16 protein-coding genes and 1 pseudogene are annotated in these 21,743 nt (G+C 65.6%); 5 read left to right on the plus strand and 12 right to left on the minus strand.

Annotated features, from left to right (window positions below):
• The first annotated feature begins 324 nt into the window (after nucleotides 1–324).
• Together Q0Q48_RS11825 and Q0Q48_RS11830 are read left to right on the plus strand one after the other, a co-directional pair.
• The gene (locus Q0Q48_RS11825; RefSeq protein ID WP_295137736.1) at nucleotides 325–1,017 is read left to right on the plus strand and encodes a CDP-alcohol phosphatidyltransferase family protein; all 693 of its coding nucleotides are present in this window, start codon (nucleotides 325–327) and stop codon (nucleotides 1,015–1,017) included.
• A 43-nt stretch (nucleotides 1,018–1,060) separates the two neighbouring features.
• A pseudogene (locus tag Q0Q48_RS11830) lies at nucleotides 1,061–2,337 on the plus strand (nucleotide sugar dehydrogenase).
• Nucleotides 2,338–2,407: 70 nt separating this feature from the next.
• On the opposite strand, the gene Q0Q48_RS11835 reads toward Q0Q48_RS11830, so the two are convergent.
• The 5 genes from Q0Q48_RS11835 to Q0Q48_RS11855 all read right to left on the minus strand — a co-directional run bounded on the left by Q0Q48_RS11835 (nucleotide 2,408) and on the right by Q0Q48_RS11855 (nucleotide 10,434).
• A complete protein-coding gene (locus tag Q0Q48_RS11835; protein WP_295137738.1) occupies nucleotides 2,408–4,741 on the minus strand; it encodes a polysaccharide biosynthesis tyrosine autokinase in 2,334 nt (777 codons plus the stop codon).
• 234 nt (nucleotides 4,742–4,975) lie between these two features.
• The gene (locus Q0Q48_RS11840; protein ID WP_295137740.1) at nucleotides 4,976–5,599 is read right to left on the minus strand and encodes a polysaccharide biosynthesis/export family protein; all 624 of its coding nucleotides are present in this window, start codon (nucleotides 5,597–5,599) and stop codon (nucleotides 4,976–4,978) included.
• The gene (locus tag Q0Q48_RS11845; RefSeq protein WP_295137742.1) at nucleotides 5,586–6,932 is read right to left on the minus strand and encodes an outer membrane beta-barrel protein; all 1,347 of its coding nucleotides are present in this window, start codon (nucleotides 6,930–6,932) and stop codon (nucleotides 5,586–5,588) included. Before Q0Q48_RS11845 ends, Q0Q48_RS11840 begins: the two co-directional genes overlap by 14 nt.
• Before the next feature lie 1,160 nt (nucleotides 6,933–8,092).
• A complete protein-coding gene (locus tag Q0Q48_RS11850) occupies nucleotides 8,093–9,256 on the minus strand; it encodes a glycosyltransferase (protein ID WP_295137744.1) in 1,164 nt (387 codons plus the stop codon).
• Nucleotides 9,253–10,434, minus strand: coding sequence for a glycosyltransferase (locus Q0Q48_RS11855; RefSeq protein ID WP_295137746.1), 1,182 nt, complete (start codon nucleotides 10,432–10,434; stop codon nucleotides 9,253–9,255). Before Q0Q48_RS11855 ends, Q0Q48_RS11850 begins: the two co-directional genes overlap by 4 nt.
• An 83-nt stretch (nucleotides 10,435–10,517) precedes the next feature.
• On the opposite strand from Q0Q48_RS11855, the gene Q0Q48_RS11860 reads away from it, so the two are divergent.
• From Q0Q48_RS11860 to Q0Q48_RS11870, 3 genes are read left to right on the plus strand one after another with little or no spacing between them, the layout of a single operon-like run.
• The gene (locus tag Q0Q48_RS11860; protein ID WP_295137748.1) at nucleotides 10,518–11,561 is read left to right on the plus strand and encodes a PIG-L family deacetylase; all 1,044 of its coding nucleotides are present in this window, start codon (nucleotides 10,518–10,520) and stop codon (nucleotides 11,559–11,561) included.
• Nucleotides 11,558–12,358, plus strand: a complete 801-nt coding sequence (locus Q0Q48_RS11865; protein ID WP_295137751.1) for a class I SAM-dependent methyltransferase — start codon at nucleotides 11,558–11,560, stop codon at nucleotides 12,356–12,358. The genes Q0Q48_RS11860 and Q0Q48_RS11865 overlap by 4 nt, the downstream gene beginning before the upstream one ends.
• Before the next feature lies 1 nt (nucleotide 12,359).
• Entirely contained in the window at nucleotides 12,360–13,487 is a 1,128-nt protein-coding gene (locus Q0Q48_RS11870; protein ID WP_295137753.1) for a GNAT family N-acetyltransferase, read from the plus strand.
• A gap of 190 nt (nucleotides 13,488–13,677) precedes the next feature.
• Here Q0Q48_RS11870 and Q0Q48_RS11875 read toward each other — a convergent pair whose 3' ends face one another.
• From Q0Q48_RS11875 to Q0Q48_RS11905, 7 genes are all read right to left on the minus strand, one after another.
• The gene (locus Q0Q48_RS11875) at nucleotides 13,678–14,592 is read right to left on the minus strand and encodes a glycosyltransferase family 1 protein (protein WP_295137755.1); all 915 of its coding nucleotides are present in this window, start codon (nucleotides 14,590–14,592) and stop codon (nucleotides 13,678–13,680) included.
• An 83-nt stretch (nucleotides 14,593–14,675) separates the two neighbouring features.
• Complete coding sequence (locus Q0Q48_RS11880) at nucleotides 14,676–16,070, minus strand: glycosyltransferase (protein ID WP_295137757.1); 1,395 nt, start codon at nucleotides 16,068–16,070, stop codon at nucleotides 14,676–14,678.
• Nucleotides 16,067–16,990: a glycosyltransferase family 2 protein gene (locus tag Q0Q48_RS11885; protein ID WP_295137759.1), complete on the minus strand. Its 924-nt coding sequence runs from the start codon at nucleotides 16,988–16,990 to the stop codon at nucleotides 16,067–16,069. The genes Q0Q48_RS11880 and Q0Q48_RS11885 overlap by 4 nt, the downstream gene beginning before the upstream one ends.
• A 4-nt stretch (nucleotides 16,991–16,994) precedes the next feature.
• Nucleotides 16,995–18,155 carry a glycosyltransferase family 4 protein gene (locus tag Q0Q48_RS11890; RefSeq protein ID WP_295137761.1) on the minus strand — a complete coding sequence of 387 codons (1,161 nt, stop codon included), beginning with the start codon at nucleotides 18,153–18,155 and terminating at the stop codon, nucleotides 16,995–16,997.
• On the minus strand, nucleotides 18,152–19,441 hold the full coding sequence (locus tag Q0Q48_RS11895; protein WP_295137763.1) for a glycosyltransferase: 1,290 nt from the start codon (nucleotides 19,439–19,441) through the stop codon (nucleotides 18,152–18,154). The genes Q0Q48_RS11890 and Q0Q48_RS11895 overlap by 4 nt, the downstream gene beginning before the upstream one ends.
• The gene (locus Q0Q48_RS11900; protein WP_295137765.1) at nucleotides 19,438–20,487 is read right to left on the minus strand and encodes a glycosyltransferase; all 1,050 of its coding nucleotides are present in this window, start codon (nucleotides 20,485–20,487) and stop codon (nucleotides 19,438–19,440) included. The genes Q0Q48_RS11895 and Q0Q48_RS11900 overlap by 4 nt, the downstream gene beginning before the upstream one ends.
• A complete protein-coding gene (locus Q0Q48_RS11905) occupies nucleotides 20,487–21,737 on the minus strand; it encodes a glycosyltransferase (protein ID WP_295137767.1) in 1,251 nt (416 codons plus the stop codon). Before Q0Q48_RS11905 ends, Q0Q48_RS11900 begins: the two co-directional genes overlap by 1 nt.
• Between the last annotated feature and the right edge of the window lie 6 nt (nucleotides 21,738–21,743).

A 21,743-nucleotide genomic window follows, 5' to 3' on the forward strand; every position in this document is an offset into this window, starting at 1 on the left:
GTAGAGTAACCCGCCACCGCACCCTGCCGCGACCTCGATCACGTCACTCCGCCGCCACGCGTCGGCGTCGAGCCCGGCGAGGAAGACAGCTCGGCATAGAGTTGGATCTGGATGGCGTCGCCGGCCATTGCCGGATCCGCGAGAATTTTGCCGTCGACCCGAGCCAAACCGACATTGAACGCCGTCGCGCGCCGCCCACTCGACCAAGCATAGACCAATTCGTAGGCGAGACGGCGAGCCCTGGGACTCTGCGGTATCGACGAACTCAAAAACAGGCCCCTGCCACAATACGGGGCGCATGAATTGGGTTAGTCTTTGAAGATCATGCCCGTCGACCGCGAAATTCCACTCACACGATCGAACCAAGGCTGGCTGTCGATACCGGAGCAGTGGCTTATTGCGTGGATTGCCCCCCGGTTGCCACGCTGGATGGCGCCTGACTTCCTGACCGCGGTCGGTTTTGCGGCTTCCATCGCATCCTTTGTCGCCTATCTGCTGGCAGCAGGGAATCCGGCATGGCTCTGGGTGGTGAATGCTGCCTTGATCGCCAACTGGTTCGGCGATTCCCTAGACGGTGCCGTCGCCCGGCGGCGCGGCATAGAACGGCCCCGTTACGGGTTTTTCCTCGACCAGTCGATTGACGTGCTGAGCCAGTTCCTGTTCGCCATCGGCCTCGGCCTGTCCGGGCTCGTCCGCATGGACGTTGCGGCCATGGGGCTCGTGACCTACTTGATGATGACAGCTCAGTCCCTTCTACGGGCCGAGGTCACCCGCACCTTCCATCTCGCCAGCGCCGGCTTTGGTCTGACGGAGGTGCGCTGCCTCTTCCTGGCACTCAATGTCGCGTTCTATCTAAAGCCGCCCGTTCCGCTCGACATCGCCGGAGCGAGTTTCGGCTATGGAGACCTGCTCGGCGTCGCCTGGATCGCTGTCAATCTCGGCCTCTATCTCGCGGGCATGTTCGGCCAGCTCGGACAACTCGCCCGCGACGAGCCGCCGACCGGGAAAGACCGCTAAAAGGAGATGCCAGGAGTGGCATGAGCTGTCAGAAATGGATCGAATGAAACGGCATATTTCCGTCATTGGGCTGGGCTATGTCGGCCTGCCCGTCGCCGCCGGTTTCGGCCGTGCGGGCGTCGGATGGTGGACGTCGACAGCCGGCGCGTCGCCGAGCTCTCGCGTGGTCATGACCGCACGGGAGAGGTCGAGCCGGCCCTGCTCAAGGCGCCCGGCCTGAGCTATTCCTCGGATCGCCGGACTCTTGCAGCCGGCGATTTCCACATCGTGACGGTGCCGACGCCGATCGACGCCAGCAAGCAGCCCGACCTCACCCCGTTGAAAGGCGCTTCCGAGACAATCGGTCGGGTGCTCAAGCGCGGCGACATCGTTGTCTACGAGTCGACCGTCTACCCCGGAGTCACCGAAGACGTCTGCATTCCTGTGCTGGAAAGGAGTTCCGGGCTCAAATGGAAGATCGACTTCAACGTCGGCTACTCGCCTGAGCGCATCAACCCCGGTGACAAGGAGCGCCGCTTCGACAACATCCTGAAGATCGTGTCGGCCGACACGCCCGAGACGCTCGACATCGTCGATGCAACCTATCGCGACGTCGTGACGGCCGGCACCCATCGGGCGGGGTCGATCAAAGTGGCCGAGTTCGCCAAGGTTCTGGAGAATACCCAGCGCGACATAAACATCGCGCTGATCAACGAGGTGGCACTGATTTCCGACCGGCTCGGAATCGACACGCGCGACGTACTCGACGCGGCCGGGACCAAGTGGAATTTCCCGCCCTTCAAGCCCGGCCTCGTTGGCGGCCATTGCATCGGCGTCGCCCCCTTCTACATCGCGCACAAGGCCGAGGAAGTGGGCTATCATCCTCACGTCATCCACTCCGGTCGCCGCGTCAATGACAGCATGGGCGTGCACGTGGCCAACCGGGTGGTGCGCAGCGTCATGCGGCATTCCCGCAATGGCCGCCCCATCGTCACCGTGCTGGGCGTCACTTTCAAAGAGAACGTCCCTGATATTCGCAACACCCGCGTGGTCGACATCGTCCGCGAGCTCGAGGATTTCGGGATCACGGTCCAGCTTCATGATCCGATGGCCGATGGCGGCCTGTTGCACGAGGAATACGATCTCGCTCTAACGCCGCTCGACGCGCTGCAGCCCGCCGATGCCGTCGTTCTGGCGGTCGCACACCGGCTCTATCGTGAGGGCGGCTGGCCACTCGTGAAGCCGCTGCTGAAGCCGGCCGGTGGCCGCTTCGTAGCCGACGTCACCGGCCTGCTCGACCGGGCCACCACGCCCCAAGGCGTCACCCTCTGGCGTCTCTGAGACACCAGAACCACATCTCTGCGGCGTGACTCCTCAGCCGCCGAGGAACACCAGGTGAGACGGTGTGTAGTTAGCTCTTCGACGCCAATGTCAGCGGCCGTCGGCCTCCGGCATTGGCAGCCGCGTCGATACCCGAGCCGTAATACCCCCGGTACCGCGAATAGTAGTCACCGTGATCGCCGTAGCCATAACGTGCGTGCTTGGCCAGGTTGACGCGGTTGATGACGATGCCGACATGGCTGCTCACGTTCAGCAGCGCCGAAATCGCCGTTTTGACCACCTCTCGGGGAGTCTTCGCCCACTGCACAATAAAGACCGTGTAGTCGGCAAGGCGCGAGATGATGCGTGCGTCCGAGACCGCCATCACTGGCGGCCCATCCAGGATCACGAGATCGTAACGCTCCGCGAAAACCCCAAGGGCCGCCTTCATGGCATGCGACTCCAGGATTTCCGGCGCGTTGGGTGTGTTCGGCCGGGCACAGATATAGTCCACCCCCGACAAATCGTGGCGCCGGGTGCACTCCTCCAGCGTCTTGATGCCCATCAGGTATTCGTCGATCGTCCCGCCACGATCCTTGAGTCCCAGCGCCGCCGAGAGACGAGCCTGCCGGAGGTCGAGATCGACGACAAGCACGCGGCGCGACGCGTTCATCTTCGTCAGCAACCCGCCGAGCGCGGCCACGAAGGTCGTCTTGCCCTCGCTCGGCGTCGACGAGGTGATCGCGATGATGCGCGGCGGCCGGTCGAGGCTGCCTAGACTGATGGCGGTGAACACGGCTCGTATCGACTCCGCGGCCGGAGATGTCGTGTTCTCGAGCACGTGTGCCACGACGTTGGAACGCGTGGTCGCCGGTCCCTTGACCTCCGGCACCATACCGAGGACCCCGACGCCGGTGGCTTCCTCGACCTGGGAAGCCGAGCGGAACACGCGGTCCAGCTTCTCCGCAGCAACTGCGCCGGCCATGCCGAGGAGCGAGCCGATGATGAACGCCCCCATCAGGCCGGTCTTGTAGTTCGGTGACGACGGCGCACCCGACGGATGGGCATAGGCGAGGATACGGGCATCGGCGCGCTGAATATCCTGCTGCTCGCGCAGTTCCTTGAAGCGCGTCAGGAATCCCTCGTACAGGGTACGATTGGACTGCGCCTCTCGCTCCAGCTGCTTCAGCTCGGCCTCATACTGGCTGGCAGCCCCGGAAATCACAGACGCCTTGTCGACCAGTTCCTTGAGTTCGTCCTCTTCCGACTTGGCAGCGTCGAGTTCGGCACGGACGGCGAGCGTGATGCGCTGCGTCTCGGTTATGAAGCGAGCCCGGATCGAGGCAAGTTCGTTGCGGACCTGCTGGATCTTCGGATGGTTCTCGCCGAGCTGCGACGAAAGCTCCGCGCTCTTGCGGGTGAGGTCCACGTCCTGGATGCGCAGCGCCGACAGGGTGGCGTTGCCTGACACTTCCGGGATGTTGGCGAGTTCGCCCGGGTTGAGGCTCGCCTTGCTGAGCGCGATCAGACGGCCCTCGCGCTCAATGCGGCGGCCCTTGGCGGCGGTGTAGCGGGCGTTGAGATCGGACAGAGTCTGAGTCGAGACGGCGCCCTCGGGACTGCCGGCCAGCCCCTTGTCGCGGCGATAGGCGGCGACCGCCTCCTCCGCAACCTGCAGGTTGCGGCGCAGCTCCGCCAGGCGCTGCTCCAGCCACTCCGTGGCGCGCCGGTTAGCCTCGTTCTTGGTATCGATCTGGTCGGCGAGATAGGCCTCGGCGATCGCGTTGGCGATGCGCGCCGACATGGTGCCGTCGGGGCTTTCCACGGTGATCAAGATGACGAAGGTGCGGCCGAGCAGCGTGACGCTCAGCCGGCCGGCGACGGCGCCGATCGCGGCGCGGCGCCGAGGATCGCTGTCCTCGGACGGCCGGCCAGCGCGAGCCGGCGCCGTTGCCGGCGTCGCTTGCTGCGGCTTCGGCGGAGGCGCCAAGAGGGTGGAGATACCGGTGCTCCACAAGTCCCGCAGCGGTTGCAGGGCATTGTCGATGAAGCCCGGCGGCTTGGTACCGTTGAATTCAGGATTGTTCGCGAGCCCGAGCTTGTCGACGACACGGCCGATCAGGAACTCGGACTGGATGACTTCCAGTTCGCTCTGGATCGCACCCATGTTGAGCGTATCAACGCCCGACAACGCCGCCTCGGTGCTCACCACCTTGAACGTCCGTGTATCGAGCATGATGCGCGAAGATGCCTTGTAGAGAGGCGTAGCCTGGGCGATCACCAGCGCCATGAGCGCGGTCGCGATGAGGCCGCAACCGATGATCAACGCCTTGCGGCGATTGAGCAGTCGCAACCACTCCCAAAGCTCGTTCGGCGTTTCGACGGGACGCGCCGGCGCAAGCGCCGCCACTTCCGCTGCGGGCACCATACGATTCTGGCTGGGCTCATCCACAATGTGGTCCGCCCTAGGCAACGATCCCATCCCACGACACTCCGCGAAAAAGACAACTCGCGACGACACCCGATCGAAACGACGCAACGCACCAGTCCCTTCCGGAACCGCATCTTGCACGCCACCGACCCTACCTACGGACGGCCCCACACCGTCCATCCCCAAGTCCTACGCCGAAGCTCTACTTCGTAGGCCTTACGCCAACCTTTAGAACCAACGCTCCGGCACCCGAATGATGTCGCCCGGCCCCACCGGGGAATCTTCGGTAACCGTCTCTTCCTGACCCTGCTGCGCATTGAACCGCTGGATGGTGATGCGGGTCTTGGAGGCACGCCGCGTATACCCTCCAGCGATTGCAATCGCCTGCACGACATTGATCCCTGATACGTAAGGGAACGATCCCGGACGGCTGATCTCGCCGATGATGTAGAACGGACGCCGCGACACCAGGTCGACGCTGATACGCGGATTTCGGAGATAGCCCCCGGACCGATAACGGTCTGCCAGCATCGCCTCGATTTCCGGCATCGACATGCCCAATACGACCACACGGCCCGCCATGCGCGGCGAAATCATGCCGGTCGAGTCGACCTCGTACTCTCCAGACAGTTCCGTATCCGACAGGACGGTCACGCGCAACCTGTCGCCGGGCGCGACACGGTATTCGCCAAGCCGCAGGTTCTGCGTGCCCTGCGACGGCTGCTGGATCGTCATCGTCGACATCGGCGGCTGCGGATCGCAGGCACTGACGGCCAGTACGGCAACCGTTAGGAGCGGCGCGAGGCAGCGGGAGAGGAAATTGCGCAAATTCACCGGATCACCGCGCTCCAACGACTCGAATAGAGATCACTTCCCTGGTGAACGACGGCCCCCCATTGGCAACGTCGGTCGACGATCCGCTGGTATGTTCGTACAGGGGCCCGATCTGGACCTGTGGGCGCAGGGAATACAGCAAACCCAGAGACGCGCGCCAGTAGTAATCGGTGCGCGGCCCCACACCGGAGCCGGGAACCGGGTTGTATTCCGCAATATTGATGCCCGTACCCCCCACCATTTTCCAGGCGTCGTGGATATCGTAGGTGAAGTCGATACCAAGCGACGTCGAGACGTAGTTCTGGTAGTTGCTGTACGCCGATTCGTTGATTGACCGCATGAATGCTGGCTTGATCGTCAGCGGCTCATAGCCGTTCCAGATGCCCGTCAATCCGAATGTGAAGGCCGGCGTCGACGAACCGTCCGCCAGGAAGGTCTGGTTGGTGTACCCGACGAAACCTTCCAGTTTGGTCTTTTCCGAAAGTTTGACCGTCGCACCGAAGTTCACATACCAGCCGTTCGAATCGCGCTGCTGGCCATAGACATTGATGAACTGGTCATAGATGCGCTGGTTGAGGCCGGGCGTGACCCACACGTCGATGCCATCCGCAATTTCGTAGCCGAACCGGATGCGCTCTTCATACTCCATGCGATCACGACTCGCGCCCGGCAGGCCGCTCACGGGAATGATGCTGTTGTCGAGGTATCGGTAACGCGTGGCCGAGACCTTGGCATCGTAGAAAAACCTGTTGAAGCGCTGATAGAGGCCAATCTCGATCGGGAGCGAATCGGCGACGGTAGGCGAACTTGCGACCAGAGCATTGGGCGTGCCGAGGGCTTCCGTTTGACGGCGCACGCCTATCAGGCCGGTAGCATAGAAATCCTCCTGGATGTCGAGGCGCCCGTCCGCCTGAACATAGCCGTTCCAGTAGTTCTGGGAGGTTGCATTCGAGTAGAAGCCGAAGCCGCCGCCCGCCGCAACGCGCAGCGAATGATTCAGCCAGTCGGACTTGAGTTCGACGACCGGCTTGATGAGCGTATAGGGCGATCCCACGGTCGGCGCTGCGGTGGCGTAGACGTTGCTGTCGTACCCCGCTTGCACCTCTATTGACGGGTAGAGGGTGAAAGCGCCGACGGCAATGCCGACCTCGCTCGTTCCAATGCCCGGCGCCGCCGAAGATACCGGCACATCCGCCGGAATATCCACAGCTGGCGTCTGCTCGAAGAGAATCTCTGCAGCGGGCGACGCCGATTCCATCTGCGCATGCGCAACCGATCCCACGCACGTGAGCAGGACCCAGCCGACAACAGGCGACCAAATCAGTTGCGATCGATGCGCACGAATTGCCATGGGTTCTCGAGGCCATCCGGGTAGCGGTCCGAGAGTCGGCTGGAGAAAACTTCCCCGCAGACTCCCCCGGACACTACCTTGGGCTCTGCTGCTGCGGCGTCGTCGGGTCATAGATAACCGGTGGAAGCGGTCCGGGTGGACCCGGGAACGGGGGCGACGGCGGCTGGGGATTTGAGACCGGCGTATAGGGCGACGACGGCTGCTGCGGCGGCGGCGGAAGGGTGTTCACCAGGCTCGCGAGCGTCGGACCGGTGGTCCCGCCTGGCTGGCCCAGTTGTTGCGCAATGTACTGCTGCCAGGTCGGACCACCGACAGGACCGTAGGCGGCGCCATCGTACGGCGTGTCATTCGGTGGCGGAAGCAGCGGACCGCCGGCCGTCGTCAGACCTTCAAGTCCGCCCGGAGGACCAGCACCTGGGGCGGTATCCTGCAACGGCGCAGCATTCTGAAGCGGTCCGGCATTCTGCAGCGGACCGTTGCTCTGCAACGGGCCGGCACTTTGGAGAGGGCCACCGCTCTGGAGCGGACCGGCGCTCTGGAGCGGGCCAGCCGTCTGTATTGGACCAGAGCCCTGCAAAGGACCGGCATTCTGGAGCGGACCGCCACCCTGTTGCGGCGCCTGCTGAGCCTGCTGGGGATCGCTCGTAGGCCCGCCGTTCATGGCCGCCGGCCCACCAGGGCCGGCACCCTGCATCGGACCGGCCCCTTGCATCGGCCCAGTTCCCTGCTGGCTTGGACCTGCTGCCCCCGGCTGGGAGGCCCCTGGTGGCGCCTGCGCCACTTCTGGGCCAACTTGCGCAGACGCGCCCACGGCCCAGAGGAGGACCGATACTGCCGCGAAACCCTGCGCCTTGAGTGCAATTTTCAACATGTTACCCAACCCAACCATATGTCTGTATGACGATATGGTCATTTTTACGGAGGCATCACACCCACTTGGCCCACATCGAGAAGCTCGATTTGGTCCCACCCAAGTAAGCATACAAACTAGCGAATCCCATGCAAAAAGCCAAGGGCCTTAGGTCCCCTGATGCCGCCTTTGGCGCCAGCGTTCAGGGTTCAGAACGAATAAATTCTGCAGCCTGATTGTGGCAAAACACGAGAAGAAGCTTCACCAAAAACGCAAACAGGATAACCCGCACTTCTGAATCCGCGCCCACTCAAGTCGATGGATGGCTTGGACCGGAACCTGAAGACATGGAGTCGGCCAGTGCCTCGAGCGCGGTCGCGAAGCCTTCGACGTCTCCGCACGAAACCCGCCAGTATCCTGCAGGCATCGAGCGGGCAAGCAGATCGACATCGGAATCTGCGCTTCCGACGAATAGCACGGGCCTGCCTGATTCGAGACATGCGTAAATCTTGGACGGCATGACATAGCCGACGAAGGCATCGCGCAGGGTCACGAGGTGTGCGGCGGGTGCCCGGAGCAACCCGGCCAGCCTCTCCAAGGGCACCGGGGATGACCGATGGAACGGCAAGCCTGCATTCCCAAGACGCCTGGCGACCTCCTCAGCGCCCGCCCCTGTGGCAGAAAGCCACAGTAGAACGCGCCCGCTTCCCTGTCGGTGATGGAGTTCGTACCCGCGTACTAGGGTCTCGACCTCATGGGCGACGCCGTAGTTGCCGGAATAGAGCAGCACGCACTTGCCGACGAGGTCCGCCGGCAGGGGCTCGATCTGAGCGTCGGGTGAAAACGCGACGGGAGAGCCATCCCGCACCAGGGCAATTCGCTCGGCTGGAACGCCCGTCACACTCAGGCGCCGTCGCTGATCCTCGCCGAGGACCTCGAAGCCATCGACCCGACGGCGCCAGAAGTTCGTAAGTCCCAGCAACACGCTCAGGGCACGTGAGGGCCGATCCCGCGCCGCGATCAGGCATTCCGGGTGGAAATCGGTGATCCGGTAGATGAGCCGCCCGCGCCACAGCAGCTTCAGGGGCACCAGCAGGTGAATGAGAAACGGCGGCGACCCTGTGAACAGGATGCCGTCGGCTGCCCGCAGTGAACCGAAAGCCGCTAGGATCAGGCGCACGTTCGTGGCGATCGTCCACAGCATGCGACCCGACAGCGACCCCCGCGGGACCGGACGTGCCGAGAGACGGATTTCGGTCAGGCGGCCCCTGCCTCTCTCTTCATGGACCGTCGACCCGGCACCCGTCGTCAGGCCGACCAGCGTGACCTCGTGTCCCTGCTCCGCCAGCCTCTCCGCGCGCATCTGCATGTACTGCCCGACGGCGCCGAAATCCGGCGGCAGCCAGTCGGCGATGATGACGATGCGGCGCTCCTTCACCGGATCGAACGGGCTCTGCTCGAACAGCCCGGTCACGCGGCCGCTCCCGGTCGTGCCGCATCGGCGATCGAACGATAGAGTTCGGCCATCCGCCGGGCGACAGCAGGCCATCCATAATGATCGACTACATGCGTCCGCCCCGTCTCGCCCTGCCGGCGGCAGAGGGTCGGGTCGGCGAACATCACCCGCAAGCCCGTCGCGATGGCGGAAGGAGTCGGGTCGACAACCAGCCCTGCCTGAATATCGCGCACGATCTCCGACATGCCGACATCGGGCGTGGCCAGGACGGGTACGCCCCGCCGCATGGCCTCGAAGGCGGCGATGCCGAAATTCTCCGACAGCGACGTCATCGCGAAAAGACGTGCCGCCGCGAACAACGCCTCCTTGTCGGCGCCCGAGACATGCCGTGCGATGATCGTCACCCGGTCGGCGACGCCGAGGCGAGCCGCCTCCGACGCGAGGAATTCGGCCTGCCCTCCATCGTCACCGGCCATGACCGCACGCACCGAAGGCGCCTCGGCAAGGGCTGCGATCACCCGGTCGAGCCCCTTCTCCCAACTCAACCGCCCAAATGACAGAACCATCGGACCGCCTGAAATCGCCGCGGCCACGTCGGGAGACAGCGCCGCCGTCGACGGTGGCGGTGGATCGTCAACGCCGTGCGGAATCATCACGATGGGCGGCAGGCGCCAGCCAAAGCTCGCGATGTGCTGCGCTTCGATAGCCGACGTCGCATGGACAGCCGCGGCGGCCTCCAGATTGGGACGGTCGATCAGACGGATCCAGGCTTCCTTGACCCAGCGACTCTTCCGCCGGATCAGTTCGGGCACGAGCATGCCTCTCGGCGAGATCACGTAGGGGATGCCGTGCGCGCGCGCCGCACGGGCGCCGGCGAGGATCGGCCACAGGAAGACCGAATGCAGGTGCACGGCGTCGAACCCCGCGATCGATGCCGCGAGGGCCTTCCCCATCGGCGGAGACCAGTAGAGCCGGCGCAGCACGCGGCTGGGAAAATAGGTGACCTTCACCCCGTCGACATCGACGGGAGTCATCAGGGGCACGTCGCTATCCGACGGACCGTCGACGCTGGTGGTGAAGACCTGCACGTCGTGGCCGGCCGCGGCAAGTTCCCTGCAGAGCGCGTGGACGGAACGGATCGGCCCGCCGTATCTCACCGCCGGCAGATAGGTCGGAACGACGTGAAGAAGGCGCAACGGCTCGTCCACTGATTCGCAAGGGCTTGATGTACCGGGGCAATTGATAGCATAGGTGTTGCAGGAATGGGCTCTGCGATCGAATGAAGCTCCGAATCGATTTCCGGCCGTCGATCGTCGTGGCGTTGCTGGCCGCCGCCGCCTCCCTGTTCTGGCTGGCAACGCGTATTCCGGGCGTCTTCTGGTTCGCCCAGCCCTTGGCACTCTTTTACTCCCTGCTGCTGGCCCTCGCCGCTCTCGCCCTGCTGCGGATCCGCATGATCGAGCGCTGGATGGATTGGGACGAGCCTGGCCGGCTGCTGATCCTCGCCCCCCACGAAGATGACTGCGTCATCTCCGCTGGCGGGCTTGGCCTGCGCAACAGCCGTCTGGGTGGCATTACGCGCGTGGTCTACCTGGCGCAGGATGAGACGCCCGACCTGCCCGCGCGGCGCGAGGCGGAAGCGCGCGGCGCCTGGAACGTCGCCGGCCTCGGCAAGGACGACCTGCGCTTCTTCAATCTCATGCCACCGCTCGAAAGTCGCGATCCGGAGAAACTGCGCCGGGCTGCTGCCGTCGTGCGTGACGTCATCGACGAGTTCAAGCCGACCGTGATCGTCACACCGGCCTTCGAAGGCGGGCATGTCCATCACGACATGGTTGCGGCGTTGATCGATCGGCTGCGCACGCCCGCCGACCGGTTCGCAGTGTTCGAGGCGCCGGAATACAGTCCGTACGTCTCGATCCTGAACACGCCGCACCGTGTCCTGGCCCTCACCGCGCGCTGGCTGTTCGGTCTTGTCGCCTACAACGGACCGCCCGACGGCGTCGACGGACGCACCATCCTGAAGCTCCGGATGTCGCCTCAGGAACTGGCCGACAAGCGGCGCATGCTGGCCGCCTTCGTGAGTCAGAATGCCCCCTCCCTGGTCGCGACGCGCGGCTATCCTGACCGGCTGATCGCAAGCGCGAGCCGCCTCCGCCGGCGCCGCCCCTTCGACTTCGACCGGTCCTATCTGCGCCTCGTGCTGGCCCTGCGCCGTCGCCTGCCGGTCCGCCTCGTTGACCGGATCCTCCCGGTTCAGCTCGGCACGATCGGTCGTCGGGGGACGATCACCGACTGGGATGCCGAATGGGGAAAGGCATGACCGGCCCGGCCACGGACCTCAGCCGCGCCGCCTACGAGTCGCCCGACATCGTCGCGCTCTATGGCCGGCCCGACGGACTGCAGAAGCCGGAGGAGACCCTGCTGGCGCAGCTCCGTCCCTCTCTCGGCAGGTTGGACATGCTCGACATCGGCGTCGGCGGAGGACGAACCACCCGCCACTTCGCGCCGCTCGCCAGGACTTATCTCGGTGTCGACTATTCGGCCGCTATGATCGCGCACTGCCGGCTGGCGTTCCCGTCTTTCCGGTTCGCCGTCGCCGACGCCCGCCATCTCGGCTTCGCGGCGGATGAGAGCTACGACTTCGTCCTCTTCAGCTACAACGGCATCGACCATCTCGACCGAGGCGAACGCATGAAGGCGCTGGGCGAGATGCGCCGCGTCCTGAGGCCCGGCGGCCTGATGGTCTTCTCCAGCCACAATTCGAACTATCTCCCCTCGATCGTCGATCGTTTCCGCTTCCGCATTCACACCAGTCTGCGCGAGACGTTGCGATCGTTGAAATGGTCCAGCGTATTCTGGGCGAAGAACGGCCTGCTGCAGTACCGCATGCCGCTCGCCTCGGGTCGCGTCCACGACGGCACACATTCCTTCCGGTCATCGGCCCTCTACTATGTCCGGCCCGACATCGGCGTGGCCGAGCTCCGCCAGCTGGACATGGTAGACATCGCCTGTGCCGGCAACGAGAGCTACGATTTCCTGGCGGGCGACGATCCGCGCCTGCGCCACGATCCCAATCCCTGGATCTACTACATGTCGCGCAAGCCGGGACGCGTCTGACATGTCCCTGTCGGTCGAACTCGTCACGTCGGTCGAAGCTTTCGAGCGCCTGCGCACGGAGTGGAACGAACTGGTCGACGCGATGGAGTTCCCGGAGATCTTCTATCGCTGGGAATGGAGCTTCCTCTTCTTCCGGCACTGCCGGGCCGGCGACGGGCTGTTCATCGTCGTGGCGCGCAATGCCATCAACGGCCGAATCGCGGCCCTCGCGCCGCTATGCCTTCGCCACACGCGATCGTTCGGCATCGGCGTCACGGTGGCCGAGACGATTGTCGCGGGGCTGGCCGACTATCAGAATTTCCTGGTCCGGGCGGGCGTCCACAGGGGTCGCGCCGTCAACGCGATCCTGGATTTCCTCAGGGCCCACGCCGATCGTTGGCACGTACTCGACCTCCAGCAGTTCTGCAGCCGCGATCCGACGACATTCCAGATCGTGAATGCAGCGCAGGCGCATCATGACTGGACGGTACGCACGCACGTACTGACGCCGGTGGCGGTGCGGGACCTCAGGCCTGGGCGCGCGACCGAGGACACCGGCCGGCTGCGCCGCATCCGCCGCCGGCTCGAGGCGCTGCCGGCGCGCGGCTTCGAGGTACGGGTCGCCTGCAGCGACTTCGAGACGCTCTGGCCTGCCTTTCGCGCTCTGCACATCCGGACCTGGCCCGGCAGTCCGCTGGGGCGGGAGAAGGACGCGAAATTCTTCGAGGCGCTGGTCGCCAGCGACGGCATGCGAGATCACCTCGATCTCTCCGTCGTGATGTCGGAGGGAAAGATCGCGGCGGCGCACTTCGGATTCATCGACCACCGGAAGGCCTACTACTACATGCCGGCGCGCGATCGGGCGTTCCAGCACGAGCGCGTCGGCGCGGCGCTGCTGCTGGCACTCGTCGATCACTACGCGAAAACGCGAACGATGTTCGATTTCATGCGCACCCTGGGTGCCTACAAGACCTGGTACACCGACACGATCGACGTGAACTACCGGATCGTCATCCACGCCAATGCCAGCTTCAGGGCCTTTGCCTACGGCCTGTACGACGTTACGCGCCGCTTCTTCGTGGAACTCGGACTGCCGCGCGCGTTGCTTCGTCTCCTGAAGGGAGAACGGGCCGCGCCTCCGGCCGGCTAGCAGGCTATTGAAAAAGGCATTGCGGAAGCACCAGCGAGCAACATTGTTGCGCCAACAGCCGCCACGGGTCGGGATTCAAGGGGGTGCGACATTCATTTCATTTGTTTCGTTTACTTCGTTTATTTCGTTTGCGCCGCCTTGACGAATGTCGCCAGGTCGGAATGGCCCCCAAGATGGGCCTTGATTCAAATCATGTCGTTCCGGGTCCGTATTTGTCGACCAGCGCCAGATAGGCCATTGCCTGGCCTTCGAGCGTGAAGTTCTCGGCAATCATCTCGCGCGGCGCATAGAGGCCCGCCTCGACGCCAAACCAGAACTTGTCGAAGGATGGCAGGAGGTCGCTGCCGCCCTTGAACTTCATGCCACACCGTTCATCCCAGTACGGCACCGACGTCACCGGCCCGAATCGCACGAGATGCGGCGCATACTTCGGGTCCTTCCACAGTCCGCCATGGTCCCACACCAGGAGCGGAACGTCGGATGCCATCATCTGCTGGGCGGCCAGGCCCTGGGTCTCGTGATGGCTGAGGTAGATCATGGCCCGCGTACGCCGGCTGAGATCGTGCAACCGTTCCTCGCGGTAGAATCCGTAGCGAATTGTTTCCACGGAGAGGCGGCGGCGCCGGAGCTCGTCGAGCAACGGCTCGACGATGGTGCGCATGTAACGGCTGCGGTGCCGAACGAGCTTGTCGTAGATCAGGACGTCGACGTTCTTGTTCGCACGCTTCGACGGAGACCAACGATCGGTGTCGATACCGGAGGGCCAGACACTGATGCTGCCCGGCCAGACGATCGAGAACATCCGCTCCACCCAGGGGCTCGGTACCAGGACGCGGCATATCCTGCGGCGGCGCAGCAGGCCGGGATCGTCGCTGGGATGATTGTAGATCGACGTGCCGAACAGGATGGGGGTCTCCAGCGGAAGCTTCGCCAGCACGTGCGGCTGGCCGACCACGCAAGCCAGTTCGTGCGGATTCTCGCGGATATGCCCATAGTCGTTGACCCGGTACGGCACGTTCAGACGGTCGAGGCCCGCGCACAGGTTGAGGTAGACGCGCATCGTCCCGCCGGGTTGCTTCGGACCACGCAGCGCCCAGCGCACCATGCGTCGCGGATAGCGGTCGAATGGTACCCACCGATCGGAATCAGGCTCTTCATAGAAGAGATTGAGGGGCGCGCGTGAAGGCACTAGGGCTGCGACCCGGCAGATTGCGGCCGACCGGCCATGATCTCGCGATAGAGCTTCGCCATGTCCGACGCGACATCATCGATAGACCGCGTCCGGCGCATGTTGCTCGAGAGCCGCGCGACCTCGGCACGATCCGTGGCGGCGACCCGGATCGCTTCGGCCCACGGTCCGGGATCGTCGAACGGCAACAGCCAACCGTCGACACCATGATGGACGCGCTCGGAAATACCGCCGAGATCGGCCCCCATCACCGGAATGCCGAGCGCCCGCGCCTCCTGCACGACGATCGGCCCGGTCTCCATATAGCGCGACGGCACCGCAAGCACGTCGATGTCCGCCAGGAACTCCGGCACCTTTTCGTGCTCGACCAGTCCCATCAGCTGGATGCGCGAATCCTTCCGGGCCGCCTCCTCCATGCGACGAGTAAAGCGGGCATCCTGGCCAACGCCGGCAATCCGCAGAAGGACCGGCAGGTCGGTGGGAAGCTCGGCCAGCGCGCGCACGAGCATATCGGCGCCCTTGTAGCGCTCGAGCCGGCCGAGAAAGCCGATCACGATCTGCCGGCGATCGACACCCTGCAGCGGCCGCTGCTTGCGCTCGGAGAACTCCGCACTGGCCGACTGCCCCGACACCACCACCTTCTCGGGCGCAATCGCATTCTCGGCCAGCGCGGCGCGCACCCATTCGCTGGGCGCCACGATGCGTTCGCTGAGCGTAGCCATCGAGCGCAGCTGCCGCGCTTTCGTGGCTGCGGCCGCCCGCGCCGAGAGCAGGGTCGCCGCGCGTTGGGACAGGCGCGAGATAACGCTGTCGGTGACATCCCATCGGGGCAACTGCGACACGAGATAGGCTGCCGGCGCCGGCAGGCCACGGTCGAGCGCCCAGCACTGCGCGCAACGGCGATCGTCGATGCGGCCATCGCACGGGCGCTTGTCGTTCAGCAGCATCGTGCCGCGCATGCAGATCGCCGACGGCACGTGCATCGTGACGACGCAGGGAATGTCCATCCGCGCCACTTGCCGGAGATGACGCAGGCCGGCGCCGCTCGTCCAGGAATGCAGGTGGAACAGGTCCGGCTTCGTGGCCTCCACGATCTCCTGGAACATGGTGCGCCGCTTGCGCACGTCCCTGTCGCTGACTCGCTGGATCTCGGGCGCGTCGATCGGATACCGGACGACCTCCACGCCGGTCCACGTATACCGGTCATAGGTACCGTCGGTCGCGGCGACGATGGTACCGTCGATCGAATGCTGCGACAGCGCCGACACCAGGTCGCGCACGTAGACCTCCGTGCCGCCGGTCGAATCCGGGAAATAGAAGCCGACGCAGTGCACGACGCGAAGCCGCCTGCCCTCGCCGCTCGCTACCGGTCTGCCCACAGCCGCGGGGGTCATTGCTGCAACTTCCTGAGCCGCAGCAGCCGCTCCGTGTTCGCAAAGCCCAGCATCCTGTAGGCAAGGGCCAGGGCCGGGCGCACCGGCGGCACGAAACCGGGATCGAGCCGGTAGATCCAGTCGACGACTTCCGCCGCTTCCTGCGGATAGGCTCGCGCGAACGCCCGCACATTGGGCCACAGCATCCGAATGGCGGCGCGCTTGCGGCGGAGCGTGAGTTCGCCACGCGCCTCGAGCAGGCCAAGCGTCTTGCGGTAGATCGAGATGTGGGTCCAGTAGCCGAGGTCGCGCCTGAATCCCGAAGTGCGCTGCAAGCGCTCGCCGGCATGGCGGCGGTGCACGAAGGCCGGCTCGCGATAGACGGCCAGGCACGGCCGGCGCAGTGCCACCTCGAGGATGAACAGGCGGTCGTCGCGCAGGGCAAAGTCCTGGCGGTGGGGGATGCCGCGGATCAGATCGCGGCGGAACAGGAAGGCCGAATAGTGCGACGACCAGCCTTCGCCGAGCTGCTGGGCGATGAAGTCGTCGCAGTCAGCCCAAGCGTTGACTCGCCGCTCTCCGGTTTCCTGGTCGTAGTCCTCGTAGCCCGCGACGACCAGGTCGGCGCCGGTCTCCCGGGCGAGCGCGAGCTGGCGCTCGTTGGCGTCGTTGCAAAGCCAGTCGTCGGAATCGAGGAAGCGGACATAGTCGCCGCCCGCCGCCTGGAGCGCCGTCTCGACCGCCCAGTCCTTGCCCCAGTTCTCGGTGCGGATGGCAACGACATCCCGCTGCGTCTGCAGCCAGTCCCAGGTTCCGTCGGTACTGCCGTCGTCGACGACGACGATCTCCACGTTTCCGCTGGCGGACCGACACGAGTCGACGGCCTGCGGCAAGGCCCACAGGCGGTTGAAGGTCGGAATGACGACGGAAATGCCGCTCACGCTCTCACCTTAGCCGGTTCCCGGGGGCAAGGGCATCGACGGCTTCGAGCAGGCCGTCGGCGGCCCGCGCCGGCGAATAGGTTTGCATTCGCTCGGCAAGCGCTCGCCGCGTCATGCCGATGTCAAGCGCGAGAACCGACGAGATTGCCGTCGCCAACGCCGGCACGTCGTCGAGTGGCGCCACGGCGCCGGTGACCCCAGGCTCGATCAGGTCGGGCCCGCAGCCGACGGCATCGGACACCACCGCCGGCACGCCGCAGGCCATGGCCTCGTTGACCACGAGGCCCCATGTCTCGACCGCGGTCGACGGCAGCACCACGACGTCGCCCGAAGCATAGACCGATGGCAGCCGGCTCTGGTTGACGAAACCCAGGAACCGCGCTTCGACGCCGCCGGCGCGGACGGCTTCTTCCATCCGGCCCTGGAGTTCTCCGGCACCGGCAACGACGAGCTCGGCCGGTTGGCCCGCCGCGTTGAGCCGCGCGACTGCGTGCACGACATCGAGCGGCCGCTTGCTGTCCACCAGCCGGCCAACGAACAGCACACGCCGCCGCCCGTCCGCGGCGCGCGGTATCCGGGCCCCGTCGCTCATGCGCCTGAAGGAATCGTTGTCGACGCAATGGGGCGAAAAGAACATCCGGCCGGGCGGCACTCCATAGTGTTCCAGGTATTCACGGTTTCGCCGACCGACATACAGGCAGGCGTCGAACTGCTTCAGCATGTGCGGGAAGACCACGCCCTTGACGCGGCCCACCGCCCCGCCGCGCTGCCCCGCGAGCTGCGAATCGCCCCGCACCATGACGGGCACACGCGCCCGCCTGCACGCCCGCACCGCCTGCCAATAGGATCGCAGTGCCCACCCCGGCACCACGAAAGCATCGAAGTGGCCCCGCGCAATCAGCTCGGCGATCCCGGGTGTGTTGCAGCCCGCGAAGGACTGGGTCGATGGCACGCGGGCCACGTTCTCCAGGAAGCGGTGCTCATACCCCGACAGGAGATCCACATCCCAGTCGAAGCCGACGCCATAGCCCGCCTGTCGCTGCCCCGCCGCGTCCTGCCGATGGGCGAAGTACACGGTGAGGTCGCAGCGCCGTGCAAGCTCGCGGAACAGCGGCGTGTAGTACTGGATCGGATGGCTGGCCAGGTAGCCGACGCGCCGCCTCATGGGCCGCCCCGGGCGCAGGCGCGATCCAGCGCCTCGGCGAACAGGCGCGTCGACTCGCGTGCCGAATACCCGTCGAAGACGCTGCGGTCCACGGAAGCAGCGTCATAGGCAGGCCGTTCGATGAAGGCCTGGAGCGAAGTGGCCACGACATCGGGCGACGGCATTGCATCCTCGGTCAGGGTCAAAACCTCCCCGACATGGGCCGACCGGATCATCGCGACCGCCGTGCTGTCGCGGTGGAGCAAGGCGAAGACCGGGCGTTCCGACAGCATCGCCTGGAAGACCTTCGATGGCGTGTAGTGTGGCTCGGTCGATCCCAGTACCAGCACGGCACCGCTGTGCATGAGATGGTTCAGCGTATCGACATAGCCGATGCGATGGGGATGCTCGTCCACCATTTCCTCGACCCCAGCCGCGCGCGCACGCGGCAGCACGCGATGGCCTTGCGGATCGTCCGGTGAACTGCCGGTACCGACGAAATGGACGGCAAGCCTCCCGGCGACCTGCGGCGCCCGTTCCCGCAGGATGCGTAACCCGGCGAGGAACGCGTCGAGCACGACGAAGCCGGCCGGCAGCAGAGCGCCGGCGTAGATCATGTGGAAGCGCCCGTCCGCGGGGTCGAACAGGAAAGGCGCCCGTCCGAGATTGCGCACCAGCGCATAGTCCTCCGGCGCGGTCCCCATCGGCATGTAGGCGAGCTCCGACTGCGTGGCGACCTTGGGATTGCGCTCCAGCATGCCGGCCACGTAACCCGGCGCCATGCCGGTGATCAGTGCCGCATCGCGTACCGACCAGGGTTCGAGGATCTCGGCCAGTTTGTTCGAAGCCCAGGCACGGCTGAAGGGCTTCTCGCTGCCCGTCCAGCGGTTGACCCACGGATCCTGATAATCGATCCCGAACGGCAGTCCATGCCGCAGGTGAACGAGCCGACCGACCGGTGCGAGGAAGTTGGACGGGATCGTCACCATGACGAAGTCGATCTCGCGGACCTTCGCCATCTTCGCGAGCGCGCGATAACAGCCCCAGAAGGAGCGAATGCCGATGTCGCCCACCAGCCGCACCGGGCGCGTCGACATTGTCCTGGCATGGACGACCCTGAGACCAGGGGCCACCAGTCGCTCGAGGTCCGGATCGGGCCGTTCCTCGTATTCGGCAGGGTCACCGGTGACGACGACCGGCTCCCAGCCGAACTCCGGCAGATAGCGCGACCACAGACGCGCCCTTTGCGCGCCCACGAGATTGCTGGGCGGGAAATGTCCACTGACCAGGGCCAGTCGCCGGGTCATGACCGCGCCAGACGGGCGCGCACCTTCGCATAGAGGTCGATGTAGCGCGCCACCACGGCATCGGCCGAGAAGTGATCGACGGCGCGACGGCGGCATTCCGCCCGGTCGAGCGCGCCCACGCGCTCGACGGCCTCGCGGCCTTCCTCGATCGACTGGATCAGGAACCCATCGACACCCGGCCGCACGATCTCCGGCAGCGCGCCGCGCGGGCACGAAATGACCGGGGCACCGCAGGCCAGCGATTCAGCGAACACGATGCCGAAGGGCTCGTCCCACTGGATCGGCACGACCATGGCCCGGGCGCCCCCCAGCAGGGCGTTCTTCTGCACATCGTCGACCGGCCCGACATATTCGATGCCACCCTTGCCGATCTCCGGCGCGATCTTCGCGCGCCAGAACCGGCCTTCCGGATCGTCCCGCTCCGAATGGTTGCCGGCGATGATCAGCCGGCGGCCGGTGCGCCGCGCGATCTCGATCGCCCAATGTGCGCCCTTGATCTCCTCGACCCGGCTCAGAAAGACCAGCGGCGCATCGTCGGGAACGGATGGGCCGAGCGTCAGACTCTCTGTGTCTGCGAAGTTGGGAATGCCGTGCCACTCGCCACCCGCCGGCCGGCCACGGCGCGCAATGTAGTCGCTGCACCCGGTGAAGGTGAGGCGTCCGGGCGCCGCCAGCCGGACGGCGAGGCCAACGGTGCGGTGCGTCGGCTCGCGCTGGAAGGACATGATGAGCGGAATGCGGCCCCGCAGAAGCGGCAGCAGGTAGGCAATGCGCGAGAAGCTGTGCACGACGTCCGGTCTGAACGCCCGCACCGCCCGGGCGAGGGCGAGCGTATTCAGCACGGTGTCGCGCCTCGACAGCGAACTCGCCCCCGGCCAGGGGAAGAACGCGTCGTTGGGACATTCCGAGCCAGGTCGCGCCACCAGCCCGACCGTGTGGCCCGCGGCCCGCAGCCGGCGGACCAGCACGTCCACGATGCGCTCGATCCCGCCATAGAGAAGCGGCGGAACCTCGATCTCCGGATCGGCTGTCAGCAGGAGGCGCATCAGCGTAGAGTCTCCCGTCGCGCGAAAGCGGCGGCCACCGATTGCAGCAGCACGTCCTGCTCCCTCTCCCAGTTGTAGCGTTCACGGCCGAGACGCCACGCAGCTGCCGAAGCCTCGGCGAGGACGGGCGGCGACGCAAGCGCGTCGAGCGTGGCGGCCAGGCCTGCCGGATCGGCCAGCGCACAGAGCCTGGCGGCCTGGCCGAGATCGGTCGCCAGCAGCTTCTGGCCCGGCGTATCGCTCATGATCACCGGCACACCGGCCAGCAGGTAGGTGAAAATCTTGTTGGTGAGACAGATCCGGCGATTCTCGCTGACCTCGGTCTCCAGCGACAGGCCGATATCGTAGTCGGCGGCCAGCCGGACCATCTCGCCCGGTGGAGCCATCGGCAGCAGTCTCACCCTGTCGGCCAGGCCGAGCGAGGCGGCCAACGCCAGCAATGAATCGCCGTGGCCCCAGCGGTTGCTGCCCCTTATGTCGAGAGTCACGCGCGTCCTTGCGCGGGCCATCGTCTGGATGAACGCCTGCAGGCCGCGGTCGAGGCCGATCGTCTGGGAGAACCAGTAGGCCCGCAGCGTCGGCGTCCCCTTCTCGGACCGAACGGATCTCGGCTGGAGCGGCGCCATGGACAACGGAAAGACATTCAGCACCGTGACCGGCTCGGCCAGCCCGTAACGCGCCGCATAGGCCTTGCCGATCAGGGGAGCGGCGGCGGTCATGTGCGAGCACGACGGCAGGACGGCCTGCTCCACGACCCCAATCATCTTCATCCGAAACGCGTCGCCTGGCGTCGCGGTGCCTTCGCCGGAATGGAAGTCCTCGGCGTCGAATCCGAGGAGTGCGCGATGGCGTCGCGCCGCCGCGGCCACGGCCGGCAAGGCCGCGACATAGTGGGCGATGTAGAGGTCGGCCGGCACTTCGGCGGTGCGTCGCATGAGTGCCGCAACCGGCGCGCGGGCACTGCGTGCGGCCACGCCGACTGGGACCGCCAGGCCGAGGGACAAGAGCAGCCGGGCCAGCGCTGCGGCCGCGCGTGCCACGATCCCTTCGTCGCGTGCGCGCGCCACCCGGATCACCTTCCAGGGCGCCGTCGCCTCGATCTCGTCGTCGGCCTCGCGCAGCGCTTCGTTGTAGTTGCAGACGATCGCGGTGACTTCGTAGCCGGCGCCGTGCAACGCGTCCGCTTCCTTCAACAGCCGCGGATTGGACGCGAGATTACCAGGACTGACGATGCAAACCGTGCGTCCCATGGCCCG

This window comes from uncultured Reyranella sp. (assembly GCF_945957355.1).
Lineage (GTDB): Bacteria > Pseudomonadota > Alphaproteobacteria > Reyranellales > Reyranellaceae > Reyranella.